We start from the raw sequence: 9121 nt of genomic DNA, 5'->3' as shown, positions 1-9121 counted from the left end.
CCCTCGCCCGGCTCCTGATCGACAGCCTGCACGCGGGCCTGTCTCCGGAACGGCTCAGGCAGGTGGCCGCGGCCGCCTGAGCCGCTCCGGGTCAGCGCGGAGCCGAGTGCGCGCGGTCGCCGAGCGCCTCGGTGAACGCCCAGGCGTCCTCGACGACCGTACGCAGGTCGGTGCGGGAGGGGTTCCACCCGAGTTCGGCGATCGCCCGGGCGCTGGAGGCCACGAGCACCGCCGGGTCGCCGGCGCGACGTGGGGCGACGACGTCGGGGATGGGATGTCCGGTGACCTCCCGGCACACGTCGATGACCTCACGGACGGAGAACCCCTCACCGCTGCCCAGGTTGAGCACCCGGTGGGTGCCAGGAGTGTTGGTCTCCAGCGCCAGCAGATGGGCGTCGGCGAGGTCGGCGACGTGGATGTAGTCGCGGATGCACGTGCCATCGGGGGTGGGCCAGTCGTCACCGAAGACCTTGATATCGGCGCGATGGCCGAGCGCGACCTGCAGCACGAGGGGGATGAGGTGGGTCTCCACGACCCGGTTCTCGCCCGCACCGTGATAGGCCCCGGCGACGTTGAAGTAGCGCAGGCTGGTCGCGGCGAGACCGTACGCGGTGGCGTACGACGTGATGGCGTGATCGATCGCGAGTTTGGTGGCCCCGTAGGTGTTGGTCGGACGCGTGGGCATGTCCTCGGTGATGGGGACCTGCTCGGGCTCGCCGTAGGTGGCGGCGGTGGAGGAGAACACCAGGTTGCCCACCCCGGACTCACGCATCGCGTCGAGGAGGGCCAGGGACGTGACGACGTTGCCCTGCCAGTACTCCCCGGGCTTCTCGACGGACTCGCCGACGAGGGAACGCGCGGCGAAGTGCAGGACACCGTCGAACGAGGAGTCGAGAACCTCCGGCGCGCGTACGGCCACGTCCCCCTCGACGAACGTCGCCCCCTCGGGAACCCCGTCCCGGTTACCCGTGGACAGGTCGTCGAGCACCACCACCTCGTGACCGCGCTCGATCAGGACCGTCGCGCAGACCCCGCCGACATACCCGGCGCCGCCGGTGACGAGCAGCTTCACGAGACGATCTCGACCTGGATCGCGTGGGCGTGGTCGCCGTCGAGTTCCACCGTGCGCCCCTCACCGGAGTCGAGCTCGACGAGGTGCCCGCGGCGGGTGGCGGTGACGGTTCTGAGCGGTTCGACGCCCGAGGCCCGGAGCTCGGAGATCAGTTCCGTGTCGATCTGCACGTTCTCACCGATCGCCCGGATCCGGACCCGGTGGGCCACGTCGCTCTCCAGCGCCGAGAGCCTGATCTGGTTGGGGTCGTCGAGGGCGGAGGCGGGGTACCCGATCCGCTCCAGCCCGGGGATCGGGTTGCCGTAGGGAGAGGTCCGGGGGTCATCGAGGACCTCGATGAGCCGCCGCTCGACGTCGTCGCTCATCACGTGCTCCCAGCGGCACGCCTCGGCGTGGACCTTCTCGAGCTCCAGTCCGATCACGTCGACCAGGAGACGCTCGGCGAGGCGGTGCTTACGCATCACACCCACCGCGAGTTCCCTGCCCGTGGCGGTGAGCTGGAGATGCCGGTCGGGGGCCACGAGGACCAACCCGTCGCGCTCCATCCGCGCGACGGTCTGGCTCACGGTCGGCCCGCTCTGCTCGAGGCGCTCGGCGATCCTCGCCCGCAGCGGGATCACGCCTTCCTCCTCGAGTTCGTAAATGGTGCGGAGGTACATCTCGGTGGTGTCCACCAGGTCCTTCACGCTGCAGTCCTCCACGGTCGGATCGTCGATAGGTGTGCGACTCCCCGCAGGCGCGGGCGCCGTCAGGGTTCTGCCTCCGAGACTACCGTCGGGCCACCGACCGGGGTGGAGAGCGGACAATCGGGGGCCGGGCCCGGTGCCACACGCGTAGATTCACGGGTGACGTGCCCCACTGCTCGCTCGGGGTGCTCGGGCCGGGAACGACCCGGCCCACGGGAGGACGGTGGCTATGGCCGGGATCGGGGACGGCGTCGCGGCGAAGGTCGTGTGGAGTCCGTCATTGCTGGAGTACCGGCATTCCGCTGACCACCCGATGAGTCCACGGCGGCTCGATCTGACCATGTCGCTCGCGACCGAGCTCGGCGTCCTGCAGGGTGTCGAGCTGCTGGACCCCGGGTCGGCCAGCGAGGACGAGCTACTGAGGGTCCACACCTCCCGCTACATCGACGCCGTCAAGGCCGCCGGCGACCTGCCGCCCGGTGAGCATGTCGGGATGAGCCACGGGCTCGGGACGGCCGACAACCCGACGTTCCCGGCGATGCACGAGGCCAGCGCGGCGGTCGCGGGCGGCACGCTGACGGCCGCCCGGGCCATCGCCAGCGGGGCCGCGACGCGTGCGGTCTCCGTCGCCGGGGGGATGCACCACGCCATGCCCGCTGCCGCCGCCGGGTTCTGCGTCTACAACGACGCGGCGGTGGCGATCAGCTGGTTGCTCGACAACGGGTACGACCGCGTCGCCTACGTCGACATCGACGTCCACCACGGGGACGGCGTCCAGACCGCGTTCTACGAGGACCCGCGGGTCCTGACGGTGTCCCTGCACCAGCACCCAGCCACCCTGTGGCCGTCCACCGGCTGGGCGTCGGAGACCGGTGTCGGCCGCGCGGAGGGCACCGCCGTCAACCTGGCGTACCTCCCCGCTGTCACCGATGATCTCTGGCTGCGGGGCTTCCACGCCGTGGTCCCCGGAGTGCTGCGGACGTTCGAACCCCAGATCATCGTCATGCAGGCCGGGTGCGACTCGCACCGTGAAGACCCGCTCGCCGACCTCTCGTTGACCGTCGACGGTCACCGGCAGTCGTATCTGGAGGTCGTGGCGCTGGCTGACGAACTCTGCGAAGGGAGACTCATCGCGATCGGCGGGGGCGGCTACGAACTGGTGCGGGTGGTCCCGCGGTCGTGGACCCACCTCATCGCTGCCGTGCTGGGGGTCCCGCTCGACCCGGCGACCGCGATCCCGGACCAGTGGCGGGCCGCGGCCGGCAGGTTCACCGTCCCCGACCGCGTCCCGCAGACGATGGGGGACGGGGAGACCCCCGGCTACACCCCATGGGAGCCCGCGGGATCCGATCGGGGGGTGGAGATGGATCGTTCGCTCGCCCGACTCGACCAGTCGATCCTCGACACCCGCCGCTCGGTCTACCCCCTGCTCGGACTCGACCCGGACGATCCCCGCGACTGACCGGCGGCGCTGCAACAGACTCATCGACCCCCTACCCCTCAGTCCCTGGAGGACCCCATGGCGCACCCCGGCGACCGCGAGACCGTTGACACGGTGACCGAGAACCCGACCGACGCCACCCCGGCGGTGGACCCACCCGAGCACGCGTCGACCGACACCTCCGTCGACGAGTACCCGGAGGGCTATCCCCACGAGTGGGCTGCGGACGTACTCGGATCCGACGGGCGGGCCGTGCGCGTGCGGCCGATCCTGCCCAACGACGCCGAGAAGATCTCCCGGTTCCACACCAGCCTGTCCGAGCGCACCCGCTACCTGCGTTACTTCGGATCGCACGATGTGCTGTCCGACCGTGAACTCGCCCGGATGACCAACGTCGACTACCGCGACCGGATGGCGTTCGTCGCCGAGTTGGGCGCGGAGGTCATCGGCATGGCGATCTACGAGCGACTGCCGAACTCGACCTTCGCCGAGGTCGCGTTCACCATCTCCGACCAGCATCAGGGGCGTGGGCTGGGGTCGATCTTCCTCGAGCACCTGGCCGGCGCCGCGGCCGAATGCGGGATCGACCACTTCGAGGCCGAGGTGCTCTCCGAGAACCGGTCGATGATCCAGGTGTTCCGGCGGGCCGGGTACGAGATCTCCCGTTCGTTCGATGGGTCCACTCTCCACCTGGAGTTCGCGATCGACCCATCCGAGGCCTTGACCAATGTCCGGAACTCGCGGGAGGCGGCGGCGGAGGCACGGAGTCTGGCGCGTGTGCTCAACCCCAGTTCCGTCGCCGTGATCGGCGCCTCGGACCAGGTGGGCAAGATCGGGCACACGGTACTGCGCAACCTCATCGGCAACGGGTTCTCCGGTCCCGTGTACCCCGTCAATTCCGATGCCACGTCGGTGCAGTCCGTGCGCGCCTATCCGAGCGTCAGGGACATCCCGGATCCCGTGGACCTCGCGGTAGTGGCAGTACCGGCGGCGTCCATGTCGGAAGTCCTCGACGACTGCCTGTCGAAGGGCGTGTCGACCCTCGTCGTCATCTCCGCCGGGTTCTCGGACGTCGGCAGCGCCGGCGTCGTCTCCGAACGGCGTCTGGTCAGCGAGGCCCGCGCCCACGGGATGCGCGTGGTCGGCCCCAACGCGCTCGGGGTGATCAACACCTCACCCGACGTGCAGCTCAACGCGACCCTCGCAGAAGTCGTTCCGGGACCCGGCCGCACGGGGTTCTTCTGCCAGTCGGGTGCGCTCGGGATCGCCATCCTCGCCGCCGCGGCCCGACGTGGGCTCGGGCTGTCCACGTTCGTCTCCGCCGGTAACCGCGCCGACGTCTCCGGCAACGACCTGCTGCAGTACTGGGACACCGACACCGCCACCGAGGTGGTGCTGCTCTACCTGGAGAGCTTCGGTAACGCCCGCAAGTTCTCCCGGATCGCCCGGCGCGTGGCGCGCAACAAGCCGGTGGTGGTGGTCCGCCGAGCGGCCGACGATCTGGAGTCGGGCGTCGAGGGGCTGACGGCGAACGCCATCGGTGGACTGTTCCGCGACTCCGGCCTCATCCAGGTGGATTCCATCACGGACATGTTCGACACCGCCACGCTCCTGGCCTACCAACCGCTGCCCACGGGAGGTCGCCTCGGCATCGTCGGCAACTCCTCCGCGGTCGGACGCCTCGGCGGGGACTCCGCGCGTCAACAGGGCTTCACCGTGGCGCATTCGGTCGATCTGGGTGCCGGCGCGTCCCCGGAGGAGTTCCGCGAGGCGATCGCGGACGTCCTCGCACGTGACGAGGTCGACTCGGTCCTGACGGTGTTCGTCCCTCCGGTCGCGACGGAACCCGACGCCTATGCCGAGGCGATCCGTACCGCCGCGGGCGAGAGCAGCAAGCCCGTGGTGAGTACCTTCCTCGCGGGGGAAGGGCTGCCGGAGGGACTGACGGTGACCGACGAGTCCGGGGTGGCGGCGCGGGGCTCGATACCCTCCTACCCGTATCCCGAACGAGCGGTGTCCGCACTGGTGCGCGCCCGCCGGTACGCCGAGTGGCTCGACAAGCCGGCCGAGGAGCCCGCCGAGTACGAGGACATCGACCGCGCACGCGCGCGGGAGCTCGTGGACTCGCTCTGCCAGCTCCACGCCGGAACCGAGTCGTTCGAGCTCACGCAGGGCCAGGTCCGGGCCCTGTTGGAGTGCTACGGGATCGACATCGTCGACTACCGCGTCGTGACGGATGTCGACCAGGCCGTGATGGCCGCCGACGAGTTGGGCTACCCGGTGGCGGTCAAGGCGATGAGTGACCGGTGGCGGACCCGCAGCGATCAGTCCGGGGTGCGACTCGACCTCGTCGACTCTGCCGCGGTGCGGCATGCCTTCGCGTTCCTCCAGTCCACGACGGGCTCACGTTCCCTGCACGTGCAGAAGATGGCGACCAAGGGGGTCGCCGTGACCATCCGGGTCGCCGATCACCCGATCTTCGGCACCCTCATCTCGTTCGGACTGTCCGGGATGTTGTCGGATCTGCTGGCCGACCGGGCGTTCAGCACGCTGCCGATCTCACCCCGCGAGGCGGCCGCCCTGCTCGACCGGCCCCGGGCCGCAGCGCTCCTCGACGGGTATGCCGGGGACGCGCCTGTGGACCGTGACGCGTTGGTGGAGCTCATGGGGCGGGTTTCATGCCTGGTAGAGGACGTGCCGGAGATGCGGCGCCTGTCGGTGGACCCGGCGCTCGCCGGACCCGACGGTCTCGCGGTGCTCTACGCAACGGTCCGGCTGGGGCCGCCCCCCAGGTTCAGCGCCGACGAGGGGCCCCGCCGGCTGCGCTAGGCGCTGTGGTCGGCCCTGGACGGCACCGCGAAGGCCCCGCCCCTCCCGATCGGGGGAGGCGGGGCCCTGGGATTGCGACCTCACGGTGTGAAGGGCTCCGGGGAACCCGGCTCGCGTCCGATCGGGCAGCGTCTGATCGTGCGGCGTGCGATCCGGCGTCCGGTCAGACGGCGTAGGAGCGGAGCTTGTCCGCGCGACGGCCCTCGCGGAGCTTGGCCATGACCTCGCGCTCGATCTGGCGGACCCGCTCGCGGGACAGACCGAAGCGCTTGCCGATCTGATCGAGGGTGCGGGGCTGGCCGTCGTCGAGACCGAAACGCAGCGTGATGACCTGCTGCTCGCGCTCCTCGAGGGTGGCCAGGACCGCGCGCACGTCGGAGTGCATCACATTGGTCACCACGGTGTTCTCGGCACTGGTGGCCTCGGCGTCCTCGATGAAGTCACCGAGCGGCGCCTCCTCGTCCGCGCCGACCGGCATGTCGAGGCTCACCGGGTCACGCGAATGGTCCAGCAGCTCCTCGATCTTGTGCGCGGGGATGCCCGACTCCTCGGCGAGTTCCTCGAGGGAGGCCTCACGGCCGAGCTGCTGGTGGAGTTCACGCTTGATCCGGGCGAGCTTGTTGACCTGCTCGACCAGGTGGACCGGCAGACGGATGGTGCGGGATTGATCGGCCATTCCGCGGGTGATCGCCTGACGGATCCACCAGGTGGCATAGGTGGAGAACTTGAAGCCCTTCGCGTAGTCGAACTTCTCCATCGCACGGATCAGGCCCAGGTTGCCCTCCTGGATGAGGTCCAGCAACGGCATGCCGCGGCCCGTGTAGCGCTTGGCCAGCGACACCACCAGGCGCAGGTTGGCCTCCAGCAGATGGGCGCGGGCGGCCTCACCTTCCGCGACGATCGCCTTGAGGTCGGCCTTGCGGACCGGACCCAGACGCTTCTTGGTCTCCAGCACGTGCTTGGCGTAGAGACCGGCCTCGATCCGCTTGGAGAGCTCGACCTCGTCCTCAGCGTTGAGCAGCGCCGTCTTGCCAATCCCGTTGAGGTAGACACGGACGAGGTCAGCGCTCGGGCTCTGGCCGTCCGGCCCCGCCTCCGTCCGACGGTCCGATCGGGTGGTGGCTGACGTCATGTCTCCTCCTCCTGCCTGGCCATGTGACGAGGCCGGCGTTCGGTTGCTGGTGGACGGATCAGGCGCGTGGCCGGGTCACGGTCACGTACCTCTACAACGACGGGGGTACCGGGAATGTTCCCGCGCCGATGATGTCGGTCACGATCCGTCGAGGAAACCCGCTCAGCCCGAGCCGGGGGTCTCCACCAGCACCGTGAACGGGCCGTCGTTGACCGAATGGACCTGCATCATCGCGCCGAAGACTCCCGTGGCCACCTCGAGGCCGCGTTCGCGCAGACCGTGGACCACGGCGTCCACCACGGGTTCGGCCACCTCGCCCCGAGCCGCTCTCGACCACGACGGCCGCCTGCCCTTCGCGGTCGACCCCATGAGCGTGAACTGGCTGACGACCAGGACGGGGGCGCCCACCTCCGCGGCGCTGCGTTCCTCCCGCAGGATCCGCAGGTCCGAGATCTTGCGGACCATCGTGGCGACGTCGGTCTCGTCGTCGTCGTCCGACACCCCCAACAGGACCAGCAGTCCGGGGCGTGACAGGGCCCCGACGACCTCACCGTCCACCGTCACCGACGCCTCGGTGACCCGGGAGACGACGGCCCTCATCCCGCCGCCCCTGCGGCCACGGCCGCGGCGACCCCCGGGGGCAGGAGGCCTGGCATCCCCGCCGGGACGACGAACCCGTGGAGGAACAGGTCGGCGACCACCCGGCGGACGGGGCCGGCGAGGGCGTCGGGATCCTCCCCGGCACCGACCGCGGCGAGCACCACCAGGTCCTCCAACTGCAGCGCGCCCGTCCGCGCCCCACGCAGGACGCTCGCGGTGAGCGGATCGATCTCGTGGCGCCACCGGGCGCCGGTGACCCGCTCCACCACGACGGTGGACGAACCGGGGGAGCCGACCTCGTCCGGCCCGGCGGGGGCGAGGGATTCGGAGAGGTGGAGGTGGACGTCCGGCGACACTGTGAAGACCGTGGCATCGAGGGCGCGCTCCTGTCCGCCGTGTTGCTCCGCGGCCTCCCGCAGCCACGCCGTGCGCGCGAAGTAGGCCTCCGCCTCGTCACCGAGGCCGTCGCCGAACGGGTGCGTGAGGTCCTCGCACAGGACGGACGACGGCCCGTCGATCCGCCGGAGGTAAACGTAGCCGAACCCGATCCCGGCCACACCCTCCTCGGCGAAGTGGTCCAACCAGGCGTCCGCGGCCCTCGTGGTGGCCTCGTCGCGTGGGTCCATGCCCTCGTCGGTGAGCCAGGTCCACACGTAGAGGCCGGGGTCGGAGACGTCCCGCCGCACGATCCATGCGTCGACGCCCTCGGCCGGCACCCACGACGACACGTGGGCCCGCCAGTCCGAGTCCTCCCGCTCCACCCAGGACGCCAGCAAAACCGCGGTGCCACCGTCGGCCAGATGCTGCGGCGCGCCCGACACGACCGTCCGACTGGCACCGTCGAGCTTCAGGCCGGACTCGCGGTAGGAGTGCCCGGTCTCGGGCGGGCCCACCACGAACGGGGGATTGGCGACGATACGGTCGAACCGGCGCCCCGCCACGGGCTCGAACCACGGACCGTGCAGGAGCTCCGCACGCTGGCCGTTGATCGCCAGGGTGGCGGCCGCCAACTCGAGGCACCGAGGGGTGATATCGGTCCCGGTGACGGTTCGGGCGGACCCCGACGCGTGGACCATCTGGATCCCACACCCGGTGCCGAGATCCAGGACCGACCCGGTGGGGGACGAGGGCGTGACACGCAGCAGCGAGAGCGTCGCCTGCCCGACCCCCAGGACGTGGTCCGGCCGGGTCGTGGTGTGGACCATCGACCCGTCGACGTCCGCGAACACCCAGCGGGTCCCGTGCCCGGTGTCGACCGGACGCAGGTCGAGCTCCGCACGCAGGGAGGCACCGTCGTCGATCGCGGTCCACAATCCGGCAGCGACGCCGTCCCGCACGTCGACCCCGGGCAGGGTCGCGGC

At 70.5% G+C, this 9121-nt stretch carries 7 protein-coding genes; 2 read left to right on the top strand and 5 right to left on the bottom strand.

Annotation, left to right across the window (positions count from 1 at the left end; translation table 11 throughout):
- Positions 1-91 precede the first annotated feature (91 nt).
- A complete protein-coding gene (galE, locus tag G6024_RS03915) occupies positions 92-1072 on the bottom strand; it encodes a UDP-glucose 4-epimerase GalE (protein WP_069390204.1) in 981 nt (326 codons plus the stop codon).
- Complete coding sequence (locus tag G6024_RS03910; protein WP_159148112.1) at positions 1069-1758, bottom strand: iron-dependent transcriptional repressor DtxR; 690 nt, start codon at positions 1756-1758, stop codon at positions 1069-1071. Before G6024_RS03910 ends, galE begins: the two co-directional genes overlap by 4 nt.
- Before the next feature lie 229 nt (positions 1759-1987).
- Here G6024_RS03910 and G6024_RS03905 point away from each other — a divergent pair, with 229 nt between their 5' ends.
- Both G6024_RS03905 and G6024_RS03900 read left to right on the top strand, forming a co-directional pair.
- A complete protein-coding gene (locus G6024_RS03905; RefSeq protein WP_067715829.1) occupies positions 1988-3220 on the top strand; it encodes an acetoin utilization protein AcuC in 1233 nt (410 codons plus the stop codon).
- A 57-nt stretch (positions 3221-3277) separates the two neighbouring features.
- Positions 3278-6028, top strand: coding sequence for a bifunctional acetate--CoA ligase family protein/GNAT family N-acetyltransferase (locus tag G6024_RS03900; RefSeq protein ID WP_083249826.1), 2751 nt, complete (start codon positions 3278-3280; stop codon positions 6026-6028).
- A 163-nt stretch (positions 6029-6191) separates the two neighbouring features.
- Here the strand turns inward: G6024_RS03900 and G6024_RS03895 are convergent, their stop codons facing one another.
- The 3 genes from G6024_RS03895 to G6024_RS03885 all read right to left on the bottom strand — a co-directional run.
- On the bottom strand, positions 6192-7160 hold the full coding sequence (locus tag G6024_RS03895) for a sigma-70 family RNA polymerase sigma factor (RefSeq protein WP_096905525.1): 969 nt from the start codon (positions 7158-7160) through the stop codon (positions 6192-6194).
- Between the two features lie 162 nt (positions 7161-7322).
- A complete protein-coding gene (gene dtd, locus G6024_RS03890; protein ID WP_159148110.1) occupies positions 7323-7760 on the bottom strand; it encodes a D-aminoacyl-tRNA deacylase in 438 nt (145 codons plus the stop codon).
- On the bottom strand, positions 7757-9121 hold a 1365-nt coding region (locus G6024_RS03885; protein ID WP_159148108.1), incomplete at its 5' end, for a DUF7782 domain-containing protein. The genes dtd and G6024_RS03885, both read right to left, overlap by 4 nt.

This window comes from Dietzia maris, assembly GCF_014144855.1.
Taxonomy (GTDB): domain Bacteria; phylum Actinomycetota; class Actinomycetes; order Mycobacteriales; family Mycobacteriaceae; genus Dietzia; species Dietzia kunjamensis.
The sequence above is the reverse complement of the archived record's forward strand: the minus strand, read 5'-3'. Positions and strand labels throughout refer to the sequence as shown.

Bases quoted from the DNA above. Each gene is read 5' to 3' on its own strand.
- G6024_RS03905 (WP_067715829.1), top strand. From the start codon at position 1,988: ATGGCCGGGATCGGGGACGGCGTCGCGGCGAAGGTCGTGTGGAGTCCG.
- G6024_RS03900 (WP_083249826.1), top strand. From the start codon at position 3,278: ATGGCGCACCCCGGCGACCGCGAGACCGTTGACACGGTGACCGAGAAC.
- G6024_RS03895 (WP_096905525.1), bottom strand. From the start codon at position 7,160: ATGACGTCAGCCACCACCCGATCGGACCGTCGGACGGAGGCGGGGCCG.
- dtd (WP_159148110.1), bottom strand. From the start codon at position 7,760: ATGAGGGCCGTCGTCTCCCGGGTCACCGAGGCGTCGGTGACGGTGGAC.